Source organism: Mesorhizobium sp. M0615 (genome assembly GCF_040320805.1).
Taxonomy (GTDB): Bacteria; Pseudomonadota; Alphaproteobacteria; order Rhizobiales; family Rhizobiaceae; genus Mesorhizobium.
Genome location: NZ_JAMYQI010000012.1, coordinates 144811 through 168007, shown reverse-complemented (window position 1 = coordinate 168007; position 23197 = coordinate 144811). Strand labels below are relative to the sequence as shown.

General features: G+C 63.2%; 21 protein-coding genes and 1 pseudogene. 8 read left to right on the top strand and 14 right to left on the bottom strand.

Features of this window, described 5'->3' with window-relative positions; translation table 11 throughout:
* Positions 1-2: 2 nt before the first annotated feature.
* On the bottom strand, positions 3-1316 hold the full coding sequence (hmgA, locus tag NKI46_RS22680; protein WP_023689622.1) for a homogentisate 1,2-dioxygenase: 1314 nt from the start codon (positions 1314-1316) through the stop codon (positions 3-5).
* Between the two features lie 122 nt (positions 1317-1438).
* Between hmgA and NKI46_RS22675 the strand changes: the two genes are divergently transcribed.
* Entirely contained in the window at positions 1439-1876 is a 438-nt protein-coding gene (locus NKI46_RS22675) for a MarR family winged helix-turn-helix transcriptional regulator (RefSeq protein ID WP_352519333.1), read from the top strand.
* A 31-nt stretch (positions 1877-1907) separates the two neighbouring features.
* Here the strand turns inward: NKI46_RS22675 and NKI46_RS22670 are convergent, their stop codons facing one another.
* From NKI46_RS22670 to NKI46_RS22660, 3 genes are all read right to left on the bottom strand, one after another.
* The gene (locus NKI46_RS22670; RefSeq protein WP_352519327.1) at positions 1908-2531 is read right to left on the bottom strand and encodes a DUF4304 domain-containing protein; all 624 of its coding nucleotides are present in this window, start codon (positions 2529-2531) and stop codon (positions 1908-1910) included.
* Positions 2532-2549: 18 nt separating this feature from the next.
* Complete coding sequence (gene tdh, locus NKI46_RS22665) at positions 2550-3584, bottom strand: L-threonine 3-dehydrogenase (protein ID WP_023672918.1); 1035 nt, start codon at positions 3582-3584, stop codon at positions 2550-2552.
* Positions 3585-3753: 169 nt separating this feature from the next.
* Positions 3754-4941 (bottom strand): glycine C-acetyltransferase, encoded by a 1188-nt coding sequence (locus NKI46_RS22660; RefSeq protein WP_352519328.1) that lies wholly within the window; start codon positions 4939-4941, stop codon positions 3754-3756.
* 310 nt (positions 4942-5251) lie between these two features.
* Here NKI46_RS22660 and NKI46_RS22655 point away from each other — a divergent pair, with 310 nt between their 5' ends.
* Positions 5252-7318: a putative bifunctional diguanylate cyclase/phosphodiesterase gene (locus NKI46_RS22655; RefSeq protein WP_023682927.1), complete on the top strand. Its 2067-nt coding sequence runs from the start codon at positions 5252-5254 to the stop codon at positions 7316-7318.
* A 21-nt stretch (positions 7319-7339) separates the two neighbouring features.
* Here the strand turns inward: NKI46_RS22655 and NKI46_RS22650 are convergent, their stop codons facing one another.
* Positions 7340-7744 carry a MarR family winged helix-turn-helix transcriptional regulator gene (locus NKI46_RS22650; protein ID WP_023672921.1) on the bottom strand — a complete coding sequence of 135 codons (405 nt, stop codon included), beginning with the start codon at positions 7742-7744 and terminating at the stop codon, positions 7340-7342.
* Positions 7745-7934: 190 nt separating this feature from the next.
* On the opposite strand from NKI46_RS22650, the gene NKI46_RS22645 reads away from it, so the two are divergent.
* On the top strand, positions 7935-8342 hold the full coding sequence (locus tag NKI46_RS22645) for a hypothetical protein (protein WP_023824543.1): 408 nt from the start codon (positions 7935-7937) through the stop codon (positions 8340-8342).
* Between the two features lie 218 nt (positions 8343-8560).
* Here the strand turns inward: NKI46_RS22645 and NKI46_RS22640 are convergent, their stop codons facing one another.
* On the bottom strand, positions 8561-10606 hold the full coding sequence (locus NKI46_RS22640; RefSeq protein ID WP_352748012.1) for an oxidoreductase: 2046 nt from the start codon (positions 10604-10606) through the stop codon (positions 8561-8563).
* A gap of 140 nt (positions 10607-10746) precedes the next feature.
* Between NKI46_RS22640 and queF the strand changes: the two genes are divergently transcribed.
* A complete protein-coding gene (queF, locus tag NKI46_RS22635) occupies positions 10747-11208 on the top strand; it encodes a preQ(1) synthase (protein WP_023682931.1) in 462 nt (153 codons plus the stop codon).
* Between the two features lie 218 nt (positions 11209-11426).
* Here queF and NKI46_RS22630 read toward each other — a convergent pair whose 3' ends face one another.
* The 4 genes from NKI46_RS22630 to NKI46_RS22615 all read right to left on the bottom strand — a co-directional run bounded on the left by NKI46_RS22630 (position 11427) and on the right by NKI46_RS22615 (position 15868).
* Positions 11427-12038, bottom strand: coding sequence for a hypothetical protein (locus NKI46_RS22630; RefSeq protein ID WP_023682932.1), 612 nt, complete (start codon positions 12036-12038; stop codon positions 11427-11429).
* 4 nt (positions 12039-12042) lie between these two features.
* Positions 12043-12522: a DUF3828 domain-containing protein gene (locus NKI46_RS22625; protein ID WP_023671589.1), complete on the bottom strand. Its 480-nt coding sequence runs from the start codon at positions 12520-12522 to the stop codon at positions 12043-12045.
* A gap of 83 nt (positions 12523-12605) precedes the next feature.
* Positions 12606-14255: an ABC transporter substrate-binding protein gene (locus NKI46_RS22620; RefSeq protein WP_023734228.1), complete on the bottom strand. Its 1650-nt coding sequence runs from the start codon at positions 14253-14255 to the stop codon at positions 12606-12608.
* A gap of 62 nt (positions 14256-14317) precedes the next feature.
* A complete protein-coding gene (locus tag NKI46_RS22615) occupies positions 14318-15868 on the bottom strand; it encodes a trimethylamine methyltransferase family protein (protein ID WP_023694427.1) in 1551 nt (516 codons plus the stop codon).
* Between the two features lie 89 nt (positions 15869-15957).
* On the opposite strand from NKI46_RS22615, the gene NKI46_RS22610 reads away from it, so the two are divergent.
* Positions 15958-16860: a LysR substrate-binding domain-containing protein gene (locus tag NKI46_RS22610; RefSeq protein WP_352747996.1), complete on the top strand. Its 903-nt coding sequence runs from the start codon at positions 15958-15960 to the stop codon at positions 16858-16860.
* Positions 16861-16947: 87 nt separating this feature from the next.
* Positions 16948-18801, top strand: a complete 1854-nt coding sequence (mutL, locus tag NKI46_RS22605; protein ID WP_023739251.1) for a DNA mismatch repair endonuclease MutL — start codon at positions 16948-16950, stop codon at positions 18799-18801.
* Positions 18802-18826: 25 nt separating this feature from the next.
* Here the strand turns inward: mutL and NKI46_RS22600 are convergent, their stop codons facing one another.
* Positions 18827-19588, bottom strand: a complete 762-nt coding sequence (locus NKI46_RS22600) for a hypothetical protein (RefSeq protein WP_023739250.1) — start codon at positions 19586-19588, stop codon at positions 18827-18829.
* 107 nt (positions 19589-19695) lie between these two features.
* Positions 19696-20589 (bottom strand): DMT family transporter, encoded by an 894-nt coding sequence (locus NKI46_RS22595; protein WP_023715225.1) that lies wholly within the window; start codon positions 20587-20589, stop codon positions 19696-19698.
* A 92-nt stretch (positions 20590-20681) separates the two neighbouring features.
* Between NKI46_RS22595 and NKI46_RS22590 the strand changes: the two genes are divergently transcribed.
* Entirely contained in the window at positions 20682-21608 is a 927-nt protein-coding gene (locus NKI46_RS22590; RefSeq protein ID WP_023705759.1) for a LysR family transcriptional regulator, read from the top strand.
* A gap of 17 nt (positions 21609-21625) precedes the next feature.
* On the opposite strand, the gene NKI46_RS22585 is transcribed toward NKI46_RS22590, so the two are convergent.
* The gene (locus NKI46_RS22585) at positions 21626-22231 is read right to left on the bottom strand and encodes a hypothetical protein (RefSeq protein WP_023671581.1); all 606 of its coding nucleotides are present in this window, start codon (positions 22229-22231) and stop codon (positions 21626-21628) included.
* Between the two features lie 113 nt (positions 22232-22344).
* Here NKI46_RS22585 and NKI46_RS22580 point away from each other — a divergent pair, with 113 nt between their 5' ends.
* Positions 22345-22578, top strand: a complete 234-nt coding sequence (locus tag NKI46_RS22580) for a DUF2093 domain-containing protein (protein ID WP_023671580.1) — start codon at positions 22345-22347, stop codon at positions 22576-22578.
* A gap of 60 nt (positions 22579-22638) precedes the next feature.
* On the opposite strand, the pseudogene NKI46_RS22575 reads toward NKI46_RS22580, so the two are convergent.
* A pseudogene (locus tag NKI46_RS22575) lies at positions 22639-23085 on the bottom strand (PM0630 family protein).
* Positions 23086-23197: the final 112 nt, after the last annotated feature.

Below are 23197 nucleotides of genomic sequence, written 5' to 3'. Positions count from 1 at the left end.
TCTCAAGACCAGTCGCCCTCCGGCGTGCCGTTGAAGCGCTTCTTCAGGTCGGTCCAGCAGTCAATGTAATTGTCCTGCCTTGTTTCAAGCTCGGCGCCGTAGCGGGTCAGCATTTGCGGGAATCGGGTCTCGAACATGAAGGCCATCGTGTTGTCGAGCTTGACCGGTTTCAGCTCGGAGCGCGAGGCCTTTTCGAAGCCAGGTGCGTCGGGGCCGTGGGCCAGCATCAGATTGTGCAGGCTGATGCCGCCGGGCACGAAGCCTTCTTCCTTGGCGTCGTACTGGCCATGGATCAGGCCCATGAACTCGCTCATGATGTTGCGGTGGTACCAGGGCGGCCGGAACGTGTCTTCCGCCACCAGCCAGCGCGGCGGGAAGATGACGAAGTCGATATTGGCGGTGCCCTCCTCGCCGCTCGGCGCCGTCAGCACGGTGAAGATCGACGGATCGGGATGGTCGAACAGGATGGCGCCGACCGGCGAAAACGTCGCCAGATCATATTTGTAGGGCGCATAGTTGCCGTGCCAGGCGACGACGTCGAGCGGCGAATGGCCGATCTCGGTGACGTTGAAATTGCCGCACCATTTCACCGTCAGCCGGCACGGCGTCTCCTTCTCCTCGAACCAGGCGCTGGGCGTCTTGAAGTCGCGTGGGTTGGCCAGGCAGTTGGCGCCGATCGGGCCGCGGTCGGGCAGCGTCAGCTTGGCGCCGTAATTCTCGCAGACATAGCCGCGCACTTCCTTGTCGGCGAGCTCGACCTTGAACACCAGACCGCGCGGCAGCACGGCGATCTCGCCGGGCCGAAGCTCGATGACGCCCATCTCGGTGACAAAGCGCAAGGCGCCGACCTGGGGGACAATCAGCAACTCGCCGTCGGCGTTGAAGAAATGGTCGTCGACCATCGAGCGGTTGGCGACATAGACATGCGCCGCCATGCCGCTTTGGCCCAGCACGTCGCCGGCGGTGGTGATGGTGCGCATCCCTTGAATGAAATCGGTCGGCTCCTTCGGCATCGGCACCGGGTTCCAGCGATACTGCCCGAGCGCCAGTTCGTGGTCGCCGACATTGGGTGCTGTCTTCCACAAGGGATAGCTCGCTGCCTTGAAGCGGCCGGTGTGTTTTACGCTCGGCCGGATGCGGTAGAGCCAGGAACGCTCATTGGTGCCGCGCGGCGCGGTGAAGGGCGAGCCCGATAGCTGTTCGGCATAGAGCCCGTAAGCCGGCCGTTGCGGCGAGTTCCGCCCCTGCGGCAGCGAGCCGGGCAGCGTCTCGGTTTCGAAGTCGTTGCCGAAGCCCGGCATGTAGGAAAAGGTCATCCGATCCTCCCTGATCCCGGCCCCGCGAAGCGCTGCTTGCCGGCGATGTTGACCAAACTGGTTTCATTTGTAACCATCGAAAATGTAACTATCAACGGGCGAATGCCGCATCCATGGTGCAGATGGAAATCCTCGAACTCGAAAGCTTCCTGCCCTATCGGCTCTACCGGCTGGCCGACGCCGTCAGCCGCGAATTTTCAAAAATCTACCGCGACCGCCACGGCCTGACGCGGCCGGAATGGCGCACCCTGTCAGGGCTCGGACAGCGCGGCACCATGACGGCGACAGCGCTTGGCGAACAGTCGGCCATGCACAAGACCAAGGTGTCGCGCGCGGTGGCCGAGCTTGAGCGGCGGCGCTGGCTGATCCGCACGCCGGACGAGAACGATCGCCGCGTGGAGCATCTGACGCTGACCAAGGCCGGGCTGACCGCCTATCAAGAGATGGTGCCGCTGGCGAGGGCGTTTGAACGGGAGTTGCTGGAGAGGCTTGGTACGGAAGAGCGGGCGGCGATTGTGAATGGGGTGGCGGCGCTGGAGGCAAAACTCACCTTGGGTTGAGATCTTCCCATAAGTTCGACCGTCGCTGAAATCAGATCGCGAATGCGGCAGGCAACGCCCCTAGACCGTAATAGGCGCGTTCGGCTTCAATGAAGCCTCTGACACGGCTTCGAAATGCCGCCGGATCATCAATGTAGGCTAGAAGCGCCTGCGCTTGCGAAGCCGCGTGTCTTTGAGCGCTTTCAAACAGTCGCCTTGCCGTTTCAAAATCACCGGCCAAACCAGCCGCCACCCCGGCGTGGAAGGCCGCCCACTCGCCGTAGGCGCCCGGCTGCAATTCACTCACGAGGATTTTCGCTGTCGTTTGGACGGAAGGGAACATCGATCGGTGAACCTGATCGATTTCGACGACCTTCTTGGCCATTTGATCAACCGCGAGAAGAAACTGTGGCGGGCTCTCGAACGGAACGAACTGTCCAATGCGCTCAACGCGATCGAAGGTAATCGTTTCCGGAAGCGAACCCCAGAGCCAGTGGACTGCTACGTTAAGGTAAGTGCCCTTGGACCAGGAACTGGGCTGGAACTCGACTACACTTAGCCAGAAGCCGCGATCGGCGATCCAGATTCGGGACTGCCCTTTGCGTCGAAATCCGGCCGGCTTCAGTACGAGCTTTGCCTGCGAGGCAATGATACGACCGTGCTCATTGTCCGCCATCTTGCACCCACACGTGCCTCACCAATCCATCACCACCTTGCCCGAACTGCCGCTCCGCATCGCGTCAAACCCCGTCTGGAAATCGTCGATCCCAATGCGGTGCGTAATCAGACCCGACACATCCAGCGGCCCCTGCACCAGGGCGATCATCTTGTACCAGGTCTCGAACATTTCGCGGCCGTAGATGCCCTTCAAGTGCAGCATCTTGAAGATGACCTTGTTCCAGTCGATTTCGAAGCCGGTCGGCGCGATGCCCAGAATGGCGATCTTGCCGCCATTGTTCATGGTGTCGATCATGTCGCGAAAGGCGGGCGCGGCGCCCGACATTTCGAGACCGACGTCAAAACCCTCGGTCATGCCCAGCGCCGGCATAACGTCGCGCAGTTTTTCCTTCGAGGCATCGACGACATGCTGGACGCCGAGCTTTTTGGCCAGCGCCAGCCGCACCGGGTTGATGTCGGTGATGACGACTTTTCGCGCCCCCACACATTGGGCAACGAGCGCGCCCATGATGCCGATCGGCCCGGCGCCGGTGACCAGAACGTCTTCACCGACCAGGTCGAAGGACAGAGCGGTGTGGACGGCATTGCCCAGGGGATCGAAGATCGCGGCGATCTCGTCGGGCACATCGTCGGGGATCGGCACGACATTGTGCTGCGGGATCGCCAGATATTCGCCGAAGGCGCCGGGGCGGTTGACGCCGACGCCGAGCGTGTTACGGCAGAGATGCCCCCTGCCGGCGCGGCAATTGCGGCAATGGCCGCAGACGATGTGACCTTCGCCGGAGACACGCTGGCCGACCTTGTATTCGGTGACCGCAGCGCCGAAATCGGCCACCGTGCCGACGAATTCATGGCCGGTCACCATCGGCACCGGCACGGTCTTCTGCGCCCACTGGTCCCAATTGTAGATGTGGACGTCGGTGCCGCAGATCGCTGTCTTCTTGACCTTGATCAGCACGTCGTTAGGGCCGATCTCCGGCACCGGCACCTCTTCCATCCAGATGCCCGGTTCAGCCTTGGCCTTCACCAGCGCCTTCATCATGTTCGACATGCTACAACTCCTTACCCTCCCCCTTGTGGGGAGGGTGGCCCGAAGGGCCGGGTGGGGGTCAAAAACTGGCGGAGGTCGTGACCCTGCAGACCCCCACCCCGCCTCCCGCCCGCTTGCTTCGCAAGCGGTCGAAAGTCGACCCTCCCCACAAAGGGGGAGGGTAAAACTCTCAGCCAATCACGCCCAGTTCCTTGCCGACCGCCGCGAATGCTGCCACGGCGCGGTCGATGTCGGCGGTGGAATGCGCCGCCGACATCTGGGTGCGGATGCGCGCCTGGCCTTTCGGCACCACCGGGAACGAAAAGCCGATGACATAGATGCCGCGCTTCAGCATGCGCGCCGCCATTTCCTGCGCCAGGCTCGCATCGCCCAGCATCACCGGGATGATCGGGTGATCGGCGCCGGCCAACGTGAAGCCGAGTTTGCCCATCTCGGACCGGAAGCGCGCCGCATTGGCATAGAGGCGCTGGCGCAGGGCGTCGCCATTTCGGATCAGCTCGAACACCTTGATCGAGGCGCCGGCGATCGCCGGCATCAGCGTGTTGGAGAAGAGATAGGGCCGCGAGCGCTGGCGCAGCCAGTCGACCACCTGACCTTTGCCCGAGGTGTAGCCGCCCGAGGCGCCGCCCAGCGCCTTGCCGAGCGTGCCGGTGATGATGTCCACCCTGCCCTCGACGCCGCAATGTTCGGCCGAGCCGCGGCCGTTTTTGCCGACGAAGCCGACGGCATGGCTGTCGTCGACCATGACCATGGCGTCGTATTTTTCCGCGAGGTCGCAGACGCCTTTAAGATTGGCGATGATGCCATCCATGGAGAACACACCGTCGGTGGCGATCAGGCGGAAGCGGCAGTCTTTCGCCTCCTTCAGCCGGGCTTCGAGATCGGCCATGTCGTTGTTGGCGTAGCGGAAACGCTTGGCCTTCGACAGCCGCACACCGTCGATGATCGAGGCATGGTTCAGCGCATCGGAAATGATCGCATCCTCCTCGCCGAGCAGTGTCTCGAACAGGCCGCCATTGGCGTCGAAGCAGGAGCCGTAGAGGATGGTGTCGTCCATGCCGAGGAATGATGAAATCGTTGATTCAAGCTGCTTGTGCTCTTCCTGCGTGCCGCAGATGAAGCGCACCGAGGCCATGCCGTAACCGTAGCGGTCCAGCGCGCCTTTGGCTGCATCGCGCAATTCTGAGCTGTCGGCGAGGCCGAGATAGTTGTTGGCGCAGAAATTCAGCACCTTGTCGCCGCCGACTTCGATCTCAGCCGACTGGGTCGAGGTGATCACCCGCTCGGATTTGTAGAGCCCGGCGGATTTCAGCCCTTGCAGTTCGTTGTCGATATGGGAGAGGAATGCCGCGCTCATGGATCAGGTCCTGTTGAGATTGGCGCGACTGTCGCGCTACGCGCACTAAAAATCCATCGCAAAAGCGACCGTTTCGGTGGCACGGCGGGCTCAACCCTGGCGCGACCCGATCGCATGGCCCGCATGCTGGAGTAGCAGGCACGCGAATACGGCCATGCCGCGAAAGAACATGATAACCATCTCGGCAGCTTTCGTTTACTGCCGAAGCAACAGTTCCGCCGGCTTCCAGACCTGTTAACCCTTTCAAGCCAATGGTCTTCTCGCCACGAATCGGTGGCAGAATCAGTTCGACCGAGGGGTCACCTAGAATATGTCGCAGCAGCCGGCGCAAACCGTCTCGGGCAAACTCATCCTGTTGATCAAGAGCGGCTACTGGCTCGCGCTGCTGATCATCGCCGCCATGGTGATGGCCTCCTTCATCCTGCTGCAGCAGATGATGGCGGCGCAACAGCACAACCATACTCTGCTCGACATCGTCAGCACCCAGAAGGCGCTGTCGCAGCGCATCGTCTTTTTGACCAGCGCAACCGGCTCCGCCGCGCGTGACAAGCAGCCGGCCCTGGTTGCCGCGCTGAAACAGGCGACCGCCGAGTTCGAGGCGAACTACGACCTGCTCCTCAAACAGACGGGAGCCGACCCGCTGTCGCCGGCATTGTCCGACCCAAAGTCGATCGAGAGCGTCCTTTACGGCAAGCCGTTCCACCTCGACTATTTCTCGGTCGGGCTGGTCGCCAATGGCGAAAGGCTGATCTCGTCCTTCGAATCCCAGCTCTCCGGCAATGCCGCCTACAAGGGCGGCGGCGAGCGCGTCAATCTCGATGCTTCCGTCGCCAATGCGACGCTGTCGGGTTATGCCGCGCTCGGCCAACGCATCGCCGCATTCGCAGACGAGCGGTCGGAAAAGCTCCTCGATCTCCATCGCACCTTGTTCTACGCCACCATCGGCGTCATCGTGCTGGTGGCGCTTTTCATCTTCCGGCCGATGTCGAAGGCGATCCTGCGCAAGACCCATGAGCTTGTCGATGCCCGCAACTCGATGGCCTTCATCGCCGTACATGACGGGCTGACCGGCCTGCACAACCGCACCTTCCTGACCGATCACTTCGAAACGCTGATCAAGGGCGCGCATCGCCGGCGTGAGAGGCTGGCGGTGATCCAGCTCGACCTCGACCGGTTCAAGCAGATCAACGACACGCTCGGCCACGCCGCCGGCGACTATGTGCTGGTCGTCACCGCGCAGCGCATGCGTGATTCCTGCCGCGCGTCGGATCTCTGCGCGCGCCTTGGCGGCGACGAATTCGTGATGATCCTCAATGGCGCCGGCGGCCCCGAGGACATCAACATGCTGGCCCGTCGCATCCTGGAGGAGATCAACGAGCCGATTACCTTCCAGGGCACGACCATCCTTCCGGGGGCCAGCGCCGGCATTGCCGTCTATCCCATCGACGCCGACAATGCCGAGGATCTGCTCGTCCACGCCGACCTCGCGCTCTATTCCGCCAAGAAGCTCGGCGGCGGCAGCTTCTCGTTCTTCTCCGAGGAACTCAGGCGCGAACTCGACTACCGCAAGCAGCTCGAGCACGACATCAAGGTCGCGATTTCGGAGAACGCCTTCCAAGTCTATTTCCAGCCGCAGGTGTCGCTGAGCAACGGCGCCATCAGCGGCATCGAGGCGCTGGTGCGCTGGAAGCATGCCGAGCGCGGCATGATTGCGCCGGGCGAGTTCATTCCGGTCGCCGAAAAATGCGGCTTCATGCCCGAGATCGGCCGCATAGTCTTTACGAAGGCGATCGAGCAAGCAGCCGAATGGGATCGCGCCGGCATTGCCTTCGGCCGGCTCGCCGTCAACGTGTCCGGCACCGAGCTGCGCGAACCCGACTTCGACCGCTTCCTGTTCGCGACGCTGGAAAAGGCCGGCCTGGCGCCGCAGAAACTGTCGCTTGAAATCGTCGAATCCGTCATTCTCGACGATGAGAAGACGGGCATCGCGGCGAAGCTGCGCCACATCCGCGCTGCTGGCGTCCATCTTGAGCTCGACGATTTCGGCACCGGCTATGCCTCGCTCAGCCACGTCAATCCCAACGAGATCGACCGGCTGAAGATCGACCGCCGCTTCGTCCAGAACATCAACGAGAATGGCGACAACACCAAGATCGTGCGCGCCATCACCGAGCTGGCGCGCGGTCTCGGCATTTCGATCGTCGCCGAGGGCGCGGAAACCGAAGCCGAGCTCGATTCGCTGATGGCAATCGGCTGCGACCAGGTGCAGGGCTATTCCATCGCCTTCCCGATGCCGCAGGACAAAGCGCGCGAATGGCTGCTGGCGCGCAGCCCGAAGAAAGCCAAGCTGAAGGTGCTTCAGGGCAATTTAGCCTAGACTATTGCCCACCGGTGCCGGTCATTTGGCCGGCGCGACATTCGCCCGCAATGCCGCCAGCACCTCGGCGAACTCCGCCAGCCTGTCGTCCGGCAATCCCGCGCGCAGCCGCTTGTCGAAGATGAGAGCCGCCGCCCGCAGCTTCAGGAACATCGTTTCGCCCGCCTGCGTCAGCTCGACCAGATGAACCCGGCGGTTGTCCGGATCGCGGCGGCGCGTCAGCAAGCCTTGCGCCTCCATGGCGTTGAGATGGTGGGTGAGCGTGGCGCCCTGGATGCCGATCATGCCGGCAAGTTCGCGCTGGTTGGCAAGCTCGCTCGACTTGACCGAAAGCAAGGTCAGCCACACCGGCAGCGTGCCGCCGGCCTCGACCAAAGCGGCGTCAAAGGCCTGCGCCACCAGCTTGGAGGTGCGCGCGAGATTCATGCCGATCGGCGGACGGTCAAAGGGAGTCATGCGCCGACAGTAGAACAAGGCGCCGAGCGATGGAACGTGGCATTATACATTGACATCGAACCATTTGATACCTAACTATCATGCGTGTCGATCTGCCGAGTTCGTATTATCCGCGTTCGACAGGGATCCGAGGACGGGCGGCGGCAAGGAGGAAGCGGTCATGCAATATGTCTACATCGTCGTTATAGGCCTTCACGTCATGTCCGGCGTGTTCTGGGCCGGCACCACCATCACGCTTGCCCGCGACCCCGAGATCAGGGCGGAGCGCTTTATCGGACCGCAAATGGGCTCGGCCGGCATGGTGTTCGTGACCGGCGCCCTGCTCTGGTATTTCTTCCACGGCGCCTATTTCGGCTCGATGGAAATGGTGCTGGCGCTGGGCATCCTGGCCGCCTTCGCCGCTGCCGGCGTTCTCAGCGTCGTCGTCCGCAAGACCAGCCGGCAGCTTGCCGGCGCGGACGCCGCAACGGAAGCGGCGCTGCGCACCAAAATGGCCCGCGGCGAGCGCATCGCCGCCTGGCTTCTGGTACTCACCGTGCTTTGCATGGCGACGGCCAGGATGATTTGAGCCCTGCCGCGCGTTGCCTCCCAGTTGAAGCATTCCGCGTCGTACGCCGCCTGGCTCCCGGGCGGTGGCGTACGCGGCGCGCAGTTCGGACGGATGTGCAAGGTGGCTCTCCGCACAGAGGTTTGGCTGCGCGCCACCCATCACTTTGATCGATCGAGTTGCGCCCGCCGGAAGGGTGAGATCGAGTTTTGGAACAAGCCGTAGGCCGCTTGTAAAGCTCACACCCGCAAGCCGAACCTGATGCCATCATAGATGGCCGCGTGGATGTTGCGCGATGCGACCGCATCGCCGATGCGCAACAGCACGAAGCCGCCTTCGGGATTGCGTGAAGGAAAAATATCGCCGCCGCCGACCAGCCGCTCATAGTCGACCGCTCCACCATTCTTCGACAGCGGTTTCAGCCGGAGATAGAGATCGTCGAGCGGCGCCGTGCCGTGCTCGACCACCACCTGGTCGACCCGCCTTTCGCCACGCCAGCCATCGGCAAAGTCGGAGGCGAGTTCGGCGACCAGTTGGTTGCCCTCGCGCCGCACCGAGCGCAGCCTGGTGTTGATGGTGATGGTGACGCCCTTCTCCTGGAATGCGCGCATATAGGGCACGTGGTTCATGCCGCCCATTTCGGGGGCGAAGAAGCGCTCCGGCGAAACCAGCTCCAGTTTTGACCCTGCATTGGCGATCAGCTCCGCCGCGCCCATGCCCTGGTGGCCACCATTGTCGTCGAAGAGCAGCACGTTCTCCGCCGGCTTGATGCTGCCGGCCATGATGTCCCAACTCGACGTGACGAGATTGTCGCCTGATGTCAGCGGCGGGTTCTGTGGCAGGCCGCCGGTGGCGATCACCACCACGTCGGGCGACAGCGCCAGCACTTCGTCCCGCTCGGCCCAGGTGTCGTAGCGGATCCCGACGCCGAGCCGGTCGAGTTCGGCCAGCCGCCAGTCGATGATGCCGATCAACTCCTTGCGGCGCGGGTTCTGCGTCGCCAGCCGAACCTGGCCGCCGGCCTGACCGGAGGCTTCAAGCACCGTGACATGATGGCCGCGTTCGGCCATCACGCGAGCTGCCTCGAGCCCGCCAGCGCCAGCGCCAACGACGACGACGTTCCGCCTGGGCCCTACGGTCTTCAGGATGATATGCGGAATCTCGGCCTCGCGGCCGGTCGCGGCATTGTGGACGCACAGCGCCTCGCCGCCTTCATAGATACGATCGAGGCAATAGGTGGCGCCGACGCAAGGCCGGATCTCGTGCTCGCGACCTTCCATGACCTTCTTGATGATGTGCGGGTCGGCGATATGGGCGCGGGTCATGCCGACCATATCGAGCTTGCCGGTCGCGATGGCGTGGCGCGCCGTGGCGACATCGGAAATCCGCGCCGCATGGAAGGTCGGGAATTTTGTTGCCGCCCTCACCTCGCCGGCGAAATCGAGATGCGGCGAAGAGCGCATGCCGGTCACCGGGATAACCTTGGTGAGCGCCGCGTCGCTTTCGATCGAGCCGCGGATGATGTTCAGGAAATCGACCTTGCCAGAATTGGCGAGCCGTCTCGCGATCTCGACGCCCTCGGCCTTCGACAGGCCTTTGTCAAAGTCCTCATCGGCGACCATGCGGATGCCGACGATGAACTTCTCACCGACGGCCGCTCGCACGGCATCCAGCACCATGTCGGTGAAGCGCAGCCGGTTGTCGAGCGAACCGCCGAACTCGTCGTCGCGATGGTTTGTGGCCGGCGACCAGAAGCCGTCCATCAGATGGCCGTAGGATTCGAACTCGATGCCGTCGAGGCCGGCCGCCTGGCAGCGCTGCGCAGCCGACGCATAGTCGGCGACGATGCGCTCGATGTCCCAGTCCTCGATGGTTTTGGGGAACGCGCGGTGCGCCGGCTCACGCACCGGCGAAGCCGACAGCACCGGCAGCCAGTCGGCCTTGTTCCAGCCGGTGCGGCGACCAAGATGGGTGATCTGGATCATCACCTTGCAGTCATGCTCGTGGCAGGCGTCCGCCAGTTCGGCCAGCCACGGCACGATGCGGTCGTCATAGACATGCAGATTGCCAAAGGCGGCCGGGCTGTCGCGCGAGACGATCGCCGAGCCCGCCGTCATGGTCAGCGCCATGCCGCCCTTGGCCTTTTCGGCGTGGTAGAGCCGGTAGCGCTGTTTCGGCATGCCGTCCTCGGAATAGGCCGGCTCGTGGCTGGTCGACATCACCCTGTTCTTCAGCGTCAGGTGTTTGAGCTGGTAAGGCTGGAGAAGCGGGTCGTTGCTGGTCATCATCTTCCTGCCATTCCAATTTGTGTCGGAGCAGCGCGTGCTGCTCCAGTTCTTGTCTTAAGCATCGAATTTATTCGAAAATCGCTGCACACTTTTCGGTCCGGTGCTAATGAGCGCGGAAAATCCCCAGGAAAACCGCGATGATCGATACCAAAACCCTCACCCAGCTCGGCGCCCACGTCGAGACGCCACAGAGCCCGGAGACCGCGGTCCTGGAGACCGTGCCGTTCCAGCGCGGCGACGGACCGCCGGCGATCGTGCGCTTCACCTGCCCGGAATTCACCTCGCTCTGCCCGGTAACCGGACAGCCGGATTTCGCTCATATCGTCATCGACTACGCACCCGATGCCACGCTCGTGGAATCGAAGTCGCTCAAACTGTTCATGACCTCGTTTCGCAACCATGGCGCTTTCCATGAAGACTGCACGGTGATGATCGGCCGCCGCATTGTGGCGGCAACGAAGCCGCTGTGGTTGCGCATAGGCGGCTATTGGTATCCGCGCGGCGGCATTCCGATCGATGTCTTCTGGCAGACCGGCGCTCCGCCCGAAGGCGCCTGGTTGCCCGACACCGGCGTTGCCCCCTATCGCGGAAGGGGCTGAAGCTATTTTGCGGAACTTTAGCGGGACAGCGCCCCCCTCTGTCCTGCCGGACATCTCCCGCACACGGGGGAGATTGGCCGCCACATAGGCTTTAGCTAATCTCAAATGATGCGGAGCGGGCGAGACGCTGGAACTGCTGATCTCCCCCCGTGTGGGGGAGATGTCCGGCAGGACAGAGGGGGGCGCGAAGGATCGCAGGCGCTGACCCTCAATCAACATTATTCGCACTGATACTGGCTGAGCGCCCATTCACCGGTCACCGAAAGCAGATCGGATATCTTCCAGTCGCCGTCGACTTTCCTGAATTTCCATTCAAGGCGATGCGGGTTGCCGGCGACGACGAAGGCGACAATGACCTTGGCCTGGTCGCCATTGATCGCTTCGAGTGTCTTCAGGCTCTTATCGATCTCGGTCTTGTCATAGTCGGCATTGTCGAGCGCCATGTTGGGGTCGAGACATTCTCCCTGCCCGGATGTGCGCAACGCGTCGCTCTTGTCGAGAACGGTTTTTGCCGGGTCGATGAAGTGGCTGCGCTGCGCGGGATCGATCTCCAGTCCCACCTGATCGTAAAATGGCCGCACCACCGCCGTCGGGGATCCCGGCAGAATGGGTGCGGCCGGTGGGGCGTCGGCCGGCGGCCACCCAACCGGCGGTGTCGCCGGTTCCACCGCTGTCCCGGGTGGATTTGCGGGCGGTGCTGCGCCGGCCGGTGCCGTCACGGCCGGCGCATTGGCTGGCGGCGGGCCCAACAGGCCTTGTGCTGCGGCTGCGCTCATACCCACCGACAGCACGCACATGGGCGACAGCGCCAAGGCAAGACGGCGGAGCACGGGATCACTCCGGCGCTTTGTCGGGCATGCATTCCAGCGCGCTCAGCGTCCAGCTGCTGGTCTTGGAGGTAATGTCGGCGACCTTCCATTTGCCGTCGATTTTCTTCAGCGACCACAGCATTTCGCGTTTGGAATCATCGCCTTCCGCAAAAAGGCTGAAGGTGGCGGTGACTTCGGCCGTATCGCCATTGACGGTCTCGGCCAGCTTCAATGTCTTGGCAATCGACTTCTGGTCGAAATCCTGCGCGTCGAGGCCGGGATCGAAGTCGAGGCAGGCGACTTCGTCGGGCTTGTTCTTCGTGGCCTGGTCGTTGAGATCGAACAGCTTGGTCACCGGCTCGGTGAAGCGGTCGCGGTACTTTGCATCTCCCTCGAATTTCACCTCGGGCAGATAAAAGAACTTCACGGCGTTGGAAGCCGGCCCGGCCAGCACTGTCGCTGGCAAGGCAATCGAAAAGACAGCGGCAAGCACTATCGGTTTCATGCAGGATCTCCGGACGTTTGGCGGCAAGGTGCAATACCAGACATCCTGCATATCGGCTTTTTTGCGGCTCATGAAGCACCGTCTCAGCCATCAAGCCAGACGTTCTGCAGGTCCATCTCGAAGGTCTGGTGGACGCCGTAGTTCTTCACCTTCTTGTTCATGTGGCTGTAGAGCTTCTGCCAGAAGGGTTGAATGATGACGCCGGAATCCTGCAGGATCTGCTCGACATCCTTCATCACCTCACGCCGCTTCTCCACATCGATCAGCGACAGCGCCTGCTTCAGCTTGGCGTCGAAATCCGGGTTGGAATAGGCCGATTCATTCCAGGCCTCGCCGGTGCGATAACCAAGCGCCAGGACCTGGACGCCAAGCGGGCGCATGTACCAGATGGTCATCGAATAGGGATATTTCGTCCAGTCGTTCCAGAAGGTCGAGCCCGGCAGCACCGTGCGCTTGACCTTGATGCCGGCGTCGCGCAGTTGGCCGGCAATCGCGTCGCCGGTGTTCTTCTGCCAATCGTCCTCGACGGTGATCAGCTCGTGCTCGAAATCGGCCTGCCCAGCGTCGGCCATCAGTTTCTTGGCGCCGGCCGCGTCGCGCGTCTTCTTGGGCAGCGCGAAATATTCAGGATGGATAGGGCTGACATGGTGGTTTTCACCGACCGTCCCTCGCCCGGCATAGCCGAGTTCCAGCACCGCATTGTTGTCGACCGCCATCTGCAGCGCGTTGCGCACCCGCTGGTCGTCATAGGGCTTGTGGGTAACGTTCGTGCGGGCAACCAGCGTGGTTGCCGTCGCAACCTCGGACTTCTCCAGCCCCATCTTATCCAGGATGTCGATGAAGTCGGCCGGCGTCTCGAAATTGAGGTCTATCTCGCCGGATTCGAAGGCGTTGATCGAAGCGTTGAAGTCGGTGCCGTAGTCGATGAACTCGACGCTGTCGAGCGGCGCTTCACCACCCCACCACTTGCCGTTTTCACGACGCTTGACCACCGCCTTCTGGCCGACATCGTAGGAGACCAGTTCGAACGGGCCCGTGCCGATCGGCTTCTTGACCGGGTCGGCGCCTTCGGCGTCGAAATTGCGGTGGACGACGAGCGCGGGATAATCGGTGAGGTTCGGGATCAGCGAAATGTCGGGCGCGCTGAGCGTCAGCTTGACCGTATTGTCGTCGACCTTGGCGATCGCGCCTTCCCTGGCCTTGCCCGACTTTTCGTCGATCAGCCCGCCGACGCGAGCGGCCATAGAATTGCCGGCGACCTTCTTCTCGCACCAGCGGGTAACATTGAAGACCACGTCATCGGCGTTGAAGGCATCGCCATTGTTCCAGGTGATGCCCTTGCGCACATGCAATGTGTATTCCGTGGCGTCGTCATTGATGTCCCAGCTTTCGAGCAGCACTGGCTCGAAGGTGAATTCCCTGGTGTAGCGGACCAGCGGCTCCAGCCAGCAGCGCGAGATGTTGGCGAGTTCCACCCAGTCATAGGTGCGCGGATCTTTTTGGGCCTTGACCGACATCGATATGTGCAGCGTGCCGCCCTTCTTCGGCTCCTCGGCAAAAGCCTGTCCCGGCGCGGCAAGGCCGATCATGCCGTAGGCCAGCGCCGTCGATGCGCCGAACGCACTTGCCAATGCTAGAAACTCGCGCCGGTCCATGCGGCCAGCACGCGTCTCTTGCGCCAGCGCCTCGATGGCCGTTGGCACGCGATCGCCATTGCTTTTGAAAAGTGTCATGTCTTTCTCCCTTGCGGTTCCCATCGGGTCTTCGCCCGTTTATCAACTCATTCGTCGTTCTCTTAGCTAACGCTGTCGGGCAGCCTCTCTTCGCGCTGCGCGATAAAGTCCCTGAGGCCCTCGGCAATGCCCTCATCGAGCTTCGGCTCTTCATAGTCGGCCAGCATGTTGCGGGCTTTCTCGCGGCCGCGCGTGTCGTGATCCTTCGCCCCTCCGGCCTTCCATTGTTCGTAGGAGTTGAAATCCATGATGGTGGGCATGAAGAATGCCGACTCGTAATGATCGAGCGTGTGCTGGGTGCCGAGGAAATGGCCCTGCGGCCCGACCTCGCGGATCGCCGCCATGGCCTCCTTGAAGTCGTCGAACGGCAGGCCGCCGGCATATTTGTACCAGCCGACAAGCTGCTCGCAGTCGGTGGCGAATTTCGAATAGCCGCAGGTCAGCCCGGCCTCCAACCAGCCGGCGGAGTGCCAGATATAATTGGCGCCGGCGAGGATGGCGGCATGCATCAGCATGTTGGATTCATAGCCGGCCTGGGCGTCGTTGAGCTTGGAGCCGACATGGAAGCCGGAGGTGCGCCAGGGCAGCTTGTATTTCCGCGCCAGCGCGCCCATCAGATACATCATCTGCGCGGCCTCCGGCGTGCCGCCCATCGGCGCGCCGGTCTTCATGTCAACCGTCACCATGAACTGGCCGTAGATCTGGGGCGAACCCGGGCGCAGCAGCTGGGTGAAAGCGACGCCGGCCAATGCTTCGGCATTGACCTGCGCCACCGCGCCGACGGCCGAGGCCGAAGTCGATGCGCCGCACAGCGCAAAGGGCGCCAGGATCAGCGGCTGATTGCTGCGCGCATAGACCTTCATCGCGTCCAGCATGGTGGCGTCCCACACCAGCGGCGAGTTGCAGTTGGTAATCGACACCAGCACCGGATTGTCGCGAACGAAATCTTCGCCAAAGACGATGCCCGCCATCGCCATCGTGTCTTCGGCGCGGTCTTTGGAAGTAACGATGCCCATGAACGGCTTGTCGGAGTGCTTCAGCGCCGAATGGATGATGTGCAGATGCCGTTTTGGCACCGCGATCTCCATCGGCTCGCAGATGATCGAACTCGACGAATGCAGCGCCGGGGCCATGTAGGCGAGCTTGTGGAAATTGTTGAGGTCTTCAAGCGTGCCATAACGCCGGTTGTTGTCGAGGTCGCGCACGTAAGGCGCGCCATACATCGGCGCGAAGATGGAGTTCTTGCCGCCGACGCGCACGGTGCGCTCGGGATTGCGCGCATTGAGGGTGAACTCGGACGGAACCTTCGCGACCAGTTCCATCAGCAGGCCGCGGTCGATGCGGACGCGTGTCTCGGACACGTCGGCGCCCGCCGCCTTCCACATGGCGATCGCCTCGTCGTCGCGGAACTCGCAACCGACCTCTTCGAGGATAGCGAGTGACTCCTGGTGGATCAGTTCCACCGCCTCGTCCGGGACCATCTGGTAGGTGGGGATCTCGCGGACCAGCGTCGGGAACGAGGTGACGGGGGCGCTCCTCAGCGCCTTGCGTCCGAGGCGACCGCCGCCGCGGCGGTGGGTTTGCTCGGTCAGTTCAGTGGCCGGTGCGTTCATGGAGCCTCCTCATTCCGTCCAGCCAAGTTAGCGAGAGGAAATATGGATGTGATGCTGGAAAATCCTGATCTCTTGTATAAGCTCAGCTTATGCGAAGCCTGCGCCACCTCCTGCCCTCGGCCGGCAGCCTGATCGTCTTCGAGGCGGCGGGCCGGCTGTCGAGCTTCACCGCTGCCGGGCGCGAGCTCGGCATGACGCAGGCCGCCGTCTCTTATGCGGTGCGCGGGTTGGAGGAACAGCTTGGCGCGCAGCTGTTCCAGCGCCGCCACCGCCAGGTCATCCTGACAGAAGCGGGCGAACGCTTCCATGCCGACGTCTCGCTCGGTCTGTCGCATATCCGCAAATCGGCGGAGGATCTGCGCCTGCAGGCGACCGGCGGTCATGTCACGCTGGCGGCGTCGACCGCCTTCGGCTCGTTCTGGATGATGCCGCGGCTGCAGCAGTTCCGCGACGAACTGCCGGGCATCGACTTGCGCATCCAGACCGCCGACCGCGATCTCGACATCATCGCCGAGGGCATCCCGCTCGCCGTGCGCGGCGGCGAGCCGCGCGACTGGGCCGACTATCATTCGCTGCCGCTGGCCGACGAGGAGATTTTTCCGGTGGTTGGCGCCAGCTATCTCGCGAAATTCGGCATGCCAAGGAGCGTCGCGGAGCTGGCGACGCATCGCCTGATCCACCTCGAGGAGCCCTACCGCGAGGCGGCTAGCTGGGACGAATGGTTCCAGTCGGCGGGCGGCAGCCTCAACAACACCGCGCGCGGCCTGCGCATCAACGATTACGGCCTCGTGATCCAGGGCGTCATGGAGGGCCAGGGCATCGCGCTCGGCTGGCGGCATCTGGCCGAACGGCTCCTGGCGTCGGGGCTGCTGGTGCCGGTGACCGATCATGTGCTGAAGACCGGCAAGGCGTTCTATGTGGTTTGGCCGAAGAACCGGGAGTTGAGCGAGAATGCGCGGAAAGTCAGGGACTGGCTGGCGGCGCAGGCTTGAGCAGTGCTGGCGCAACTCTTGAGGTGGCGGGACAGCACCCCCATTGAAGCCTTCCGCACACTCTTCGAATCCGCCTATAGTACCCCCATGCCCATTCGCCAGCTTTCCGAAACGATGATCAACCAGATCGCCGCCGGCGAAGTGATCGAGCGTCCGGCGAGCGTGGTGAAGGAACTGGTCGAGAACGCGCTCGACGCCGGCGCCTCCCGCGTCGAGGTCGTCACTGCCGGCGGCGGGCTGAACCTGATCCGCGTCACCGATGACGGCTCCGGTATCCCCGAACAGGAACTGGCGCTGGCCATTGCGCGCCACTGCACCTCGAAACTTGCCGACAACATTCGCGATATCCGCTCGCTCGGGTTCCGTGGCGAGGCATTGCCGTCGATTGGTTCGGTGTCGCGACTGTCGGTTCGCTCGCGCACGGCCGCAGGCGACGCTGCAGCCGAGATCGCCATCGAAGGCGGCCGCGTTTCGGCGGTCAAACCGGCGGCGGCCAACCGCGGCACCACGGTCGAGGTGCGCGACCTGTTCTTCGCCACGCCGGCCCGGCTCAAATTCATGAAGGGCGAGCGCGCCGAAAGCTCCGCCACCAGCGACGTGCTCAAGCGCATCGCTATCGCCTTCCCCGCCGTGCGCTTTACGCTCGCCGGCTCGGACCGCTCGACGCTGGAATTGCCGGCGACCGACGACACGGCGGAAGGCAGCCTGCGCCGCGTCGCGCAAGTCATGGGCGCCGAGTTTCCCGACAATTCCATCGCTATCGACGCCAGCCGGGACGGCGTGCACCTGACCGGCCACGTCTCGATCCCGTCCTTCACCCGCGCCAACGCGTTGCAGCAATATGCCTATGTCAACGGCCGGCCAGTGCGCGACAAGCTGATTGCCGGCGCCATTCGCGGCGCTTTCGCCGATGTGCTGCCGCGCGACCGGCACGCGGTGACCGTGCTGTTCCTGACGCTCGATCCGGCGACCGTCGACGTCAACGTCCACCCAGCCAAGGCCGATGTGCGCTTTCGCGACCCCGGCCTGGTGCGCGGGCTGATCGTCGGCGCCATTCGCGAGGCGCTGGCCAATGCCGGCATCCGCGCCGCCACCAGCGGGGCCGCCGGGATGGTGGCGGCGTTCCGGCCGGGAGCCGCCTCCTACGCCCATGCGGGTCCTGCCAACGGTCATCGCAGTTATGACGCGGCCTACCGGGCCTCGGGCTTTTCGGGCTTTGACCGCTCGCCACAGCGGCCGCTGGATATGGGATTTGACGGCGCCGGCTTCCGCGAAAACGACCAGGCTGCATTCGACGCCGGTCCGCTCGCCAGCGCCGATGCGCGTGCCGGCTTAGCCGAGCCGGCCGAGACGCTGCTCGGCACCGCGCTGGGCGCCGCCCGCGCGCAGGTGCACGAGAACTACATCGTCGCCCAGACCAGGGATTCGCTTGTCATCGTCGACCAGCACGCGGCGCATGAGCGGCTGGTCTACGAGGCGCTGAAGAATGCCCTGCACTCGCGCGCGGTGCCCTCGCAGATGCTGCTTCTGCCGGAGATCGTCGACCTGCCGGAGGAGGACGCCGAGCGGCTGGCCATGCATTCCGAAACGCTGGCCCGGTTCGGCCTCGCCATTGAGCGTTTCGGTCCCGGCGCGGTGGCGGTGCGCGAGACGCCGTCGATGCTCGGCGAAACCAATGTCCAGCAATTGGTGCGTGATCTTGCCGACGAGATCGCCGACAACGACACGATCGAGACGCTGAAGGAACGACTGGACAAGATCGCCGCGACTATGGCCTGCCACGGCTCGGTCCGCTCCGGCCGCCTGCTCAAGCCTGAGGAGATGAACGCGCTGCTGCGCCAGATGGAAGCAACGCCGGGCTCCGGCACCTGCAACCACGGCCGCCCGACCTATATCGAACTCAAGCTCGCCGACATAGAGCGGCTGTTTGGGCGGCGGTGAGCACAAGCCAGGTCAGGCCACCCGCTCAATTCACCAACAGGCGATAATCCTTGAACCTATGAGAGAAAACGTAATCCCTTGAGTAACCGGCGCTACCGCCGCGAAAATTCACGGAGATTATCTCGAAGCTTCCCCCAACCTGTTTTAGAACATTCATGTAGATGGGAGTCATCAGCATGCCGGCATCGCAATCGTCGTCATCGAAAACGATCTCCTGAACGACCTTCTTTTTCTTCTTGTCGATGACCCGCAGCTTACTCATGCAGACGAGAAAGCCGGCTTTCTCGTAGACCCCGGCAAATCTGTGGGTGGCTGTCTGCGCCCAGAAGGGGATCTCGACGGTCCCGTCAACCTTCGCCTCACCGGTATCGTCGAGGCTTGCGACCTTCTTCAGCACGATCGGGAACTTGTCCAGGCCTCTGTTCCAGGTCCCCGTTGCGCCGCTTTCGCCAAGGTCGAGAGAAAACGGACATCGGGCGGTGTCGACCGGCGTTTTCGATCCCATGACCAGGACCCGGTCGAATTCCTTGTCGTCCGCAATCTCGCAAAGGGAGACGCTGGTACCGGTGATCTTGCCGTACACCGCTATCGGGCTTTGCTTCGCGTCGTAGAAATAGCTTCCTTCGACCGTAATCCCGCTGCCGAAACTGTCATATCTCTGCAGTGACAGATGGACTGGATTAGGCCCGATGGACCCTTCGTAGTTTTCGACCTGGTACCAGCCAGCGAAGGCTTTCCCGGTCAGCAGCAAAACGCAAAAGATTGCCGATATGAACAGTTTTCCCATTCCATCCCCCAGCCAGGCAACTCACCATACCGGTCCTTCCTCCGGGTGTCTGCATGCTGGGGATACGGTTCCCGGTTTGAGTCCGGAAACGGTTCCAACTTTTTGTTTTAACGCTTCAAATTCACCACGATCACACCGCCGAGCGCCAGCGCGCCGCCGAGGAGACCGAGCAGTGTCGGCACTTCGCCCAGCCAGAAGAAACCGATCAGGGCAGACATGGGCGAGACCAGATAGAGGAAGTTCGACGCGCGCGCTGCCGGGAGGCGCGACAGTGCGGTTGCCCATGCGGCATAGGCGATCAGGCTGGGCACGATGCCAAGAAAGATCACGGCGCCGATACCGGCCGTGTTGGCGACCGCGGCCTGCGCAAAGCCGCTTGGCAGAAAGGGTGCCAGGCAAAGCGCGCCAAGGATCATGTTCGAGGCCGAAATGGTCAGCGGGTGATGGCGGGCAAAGAGCGGCTTCTGGACGATCGTGTTGACGGCCGAGCACAGCGCGGAGCCAAGAACCAGCAGCGCGCCGGTGTCGAAACTCAAGCCATTGCCGTCGGCCACGGCGATGATGCCGATGCCGGCGAAAGAAATCGCCGTGCCGAACCAGGCCCAGCTTGAGAAGCGCTCGCCGAGCAATGCCATTGCCATGATGGCGGTGAAGATCGGGCTGACATTGATGATGAAACCGGCGGCACCCGCCGAAACCGTCAATTCGCCGAAATTGAGCATGACAGTGTAGAGCGCGACGAAGATGGCGCCGCCAAAGACCAGGCGCCACACTTCGTCGAGCCTCGGCAGCGCCGGGCGCTTGACGGCAAGAAAGATCGCCGCCGGCACCGCGGCAATGGCAAAGCGCAGCGCACCGAGTTCCAGCGGCCCGAAAGCGGCGAGGCCGGCACGGATCGCGGGAAAGGCCGAGGCCCAGCCAACCACCGTCAACGCCACGGCGATGGCTGCCGTGGTGTCCATCCGCTGTGTCGGATTCGACGTGCTGGTCGTTGCGCTCATCTGCCTGTCCTCGGGTTCCCAGAGTGTTGAAAGGCAGAAAGCGCCTTTTCGGCGCCGTTGACAAACGATCAAATCGAGGATCACCTGTGACTATGGATCACAGCTCAGACACAATGGTGCCGCTCGAGACCCTGCGCGCCTTCGATGCGGCGGCGAGAACGGGGAGCTTTTCGGCCGCGGCCGAGAAGCTCAACATCACCCACGGCGCCGTCAGCCGGCAGATCGCCAAGCTGGAGGACTGGCTGGGCTTGAAAGTGTTCGACCGCGGCGCGCGCGGCGTCTCGCTGACCATCGAGGGCAACCGCCTGCATCTGCGCACGGCGGAAGCCTTTGCGCTGATCTCCAGCCATTCCGACCGCTGGGTCGAGCCGCGCGGCACCGCCGTGGTGCGGCTGACCTCGATACCCTCCGTCAGCGGGCTGTGGCTGATGCCACGCATGGCGGCGCTGGAGAACAATCCAACCAAGCTGCGCATCGTGCTCGACGTCGACATCCGCCAGGGCGACCTTGCCGATGAAGGCATCGACCTGTCGGTCCGCTGCGGCCGCGGGGGCATTCCGGGCCGCATCTCGGTGAAGCTGTTCGAGGAACATGTCTTTCCCGTCGCCGCGCCCGGCCTTGCCCGCGAGATCGGCCGCGGCGACCCGGCCCGGCTGCTGAGGTTTCCACTGATCAACGATTCCGACGCTTCGGGTTGGCGTGCCTGGTTTGCCGCGCAAGGGATGGACTACCGCCCGCGCCCGCAGGATCGCCGCTTCGAGGACTACAATCTGGTGCTCGACGCCGCAGCTTACGGGCTCGGCATCGCGCTGGCGCGGCCGCCGCTGACCGGACACCAGTTGGAGGCAGGCCGCATCGTCGCCGTCGACGAGCGCACGGCGCTGAACCCGGTGTCGTACTGGCTGGACCGGCCGCTGGGGCGGCCGCGTACGGCTGCCGCCGAACTTTCACGCCGTATCGCTGTCGAGGCGGGGCTGGCGATGGACAAGATGGAAGCTTTCCTCGAAGCCGAGCGATAGCGGCGATCGTTCGGTGCTCAGCCAAGCACCAGCAAGGCGAGCCCGACAATGGCGACGGCCAGAAACCCGGCTGCCAGCGCCATCAGGCCGACACGCATCTGCTGCCGGCCTTCGGGCTGGACCGTGTCATTCGACCCAGACATCGCCTGCCCCCGCTTCGCCGCCGCGTCGGTGGCGGAGGCGCGGCGCGGCGGCGAAACCCCCGGTGCGAGAAGCGCAAACCAGGGCAGTCCTGCCGGCTTTGCGGCAGCGCCATCATCGGCCCTGGCCGGCGGCACCGGCAGACCGCGCTGTGCATCGTCGTTGGCTGGCGTCGCCTTGCCTGTCGCAGCCGTTGTCGGCCCGAAATCGTCGGGCGCCGCGTCACCCGGTTCGGCAAGCGCCAGATAGGCCTGCAGGATCTCGGCTGAACCCGTCTGCTGCCCCTTTGCGACGGCTGCGGACAACAGCGCCTGCAGCGCCGGCGCCGCTGCCGGCTGCAAAGGCGCACCGGATGGCGTCGGCGGCTGCACCAGCGCCTTTATAAGTGCTGCTTTCGCCGGATCGGCCTTGGCCGACGGCACCGCTGCCAATATCATGGCCTCGCGCAGCAGCGCAGTCAGGCGGGCGGATGAAATGTCCATGCCGGTCCCATAAGAATGGTTTGGAGCCGACAATAGCGCCTCAGCATTGCGTCAAGCTTGACCTTGCCGGCAATTTATGGCGATGAAATCAGCATGAACTCTGGCACCACCCCATGATGAACCGCTTCGAAGGCCCTGGCGGCAAGGAAGCCCGGATCCGCTATCTCGACGGCGACTTCCAGGTCACCAGCCCCGGCGCATTCGTGCGCTGCGCTGTGACCGGTGAGAGCATTCCGCTGGACGAGCTCAAATATTGGAGCGTCGCCAGGCAGGAGCCCTATGTCAGCGCCGCCGCCTCGCTGCGCCGCGAGATCGAAACGCATCCGGACCTGCGCAGCCGGGGCTAGATCGGCACACCGGAAAGCAAGGCTCACCGTCGATCTGATTTTCCTGGAACGCCTGCAGGACTATGGCTTTGAGGATGCCGGCGCGTTTTCGACCGAAAAGTCGAATTTATGAACAAGCCGATCTCCGACAAGCACTTTGATGGAATACGGCCCGATCGGATCACCCTCGGCCATGCACTACCCATGCGAGATCCATCCGTCCTGCGGTTTGTAGAACATGGTGGTCTCGGAGACCCTTCGATCGCCCGATAGCTTGCTCAAGCTGTATTCGTTTCCGTCGATACCACCCCACTGCCTGGGCTCCGCGGGAAGCGCGAACACCTCGGTGACCGATACCAGTCTGTCGCCTTGCGCCAGACGTACGCGCCATTCAAAGCAGGCGCTATCGGGGATAAGCGGTACAATGTTTGAGGGCCGAACGTGGGTAGCACCGTCCGCTTCGGTGACCGAGACCAGAAATTCGCTGTCGGTCGCGGTGGGTGCCTGCGCCGAAGATGGGTTCGCCATCGCCACAAGAACAAAGCCCACAAAGAGTGCCCGCAACCTAACCATTCCACCCCCCGCGCTGAAGCCGGTCTGACTTATAATTGTGATAAGCGGCGAGAAATATCCTGTGTCA